The following is a 218-nucleotide window of genomic DNA, read 5'->3' as shown; positions in this document are numbered from 1 at the left end:
CTGCTGACTTTCTTATACTTATATTTCCTAAAAATGTTTCTACCTTTTTAATACCAAGTAGTTCCATACATTCCTTTATGTTACTTTTTAATCTATCAAGACTATTCTTCTTAATCTTCTTTAACTCTTGCATTCTCTTAATCTCTAAGTCTAAAGAGTTTATATCACTATCAATATCTATTATCACTGAAACTATCCTAGTGTTTTTATTTTGTATC

At 26.6% G+C, this 218-nt stretch carries 1 protein-coding gene; it reads right to left on the bottom strand.

Annotated elements, in window-relative coordinates:
- A partial coding sequence (locus KGF39_RS19735) for a siphovirus Gp157 family protein (protein WP_308463846.1) occupies positions 1-187 on the bottom strand: 187 nt, incomplete at its 3' end.
- Positions 188-218: the final 31 nt, after the last annotated feature.

Source organism: Clostridioides sp. ZZV14-6345 (assembly GCF_020657775.1).
GTDB lineage: Bacteria > Bacillota > Clostridia > Peptostreptococcales > Peptostreptococcaceae > Clostridioides > Clostridioides difficile_D.
The sequence above is the reverse complement of the archived record's forward strand: the minus strand, read 5'-3'. Positions and strand labels throughout refer to the sequence as shown.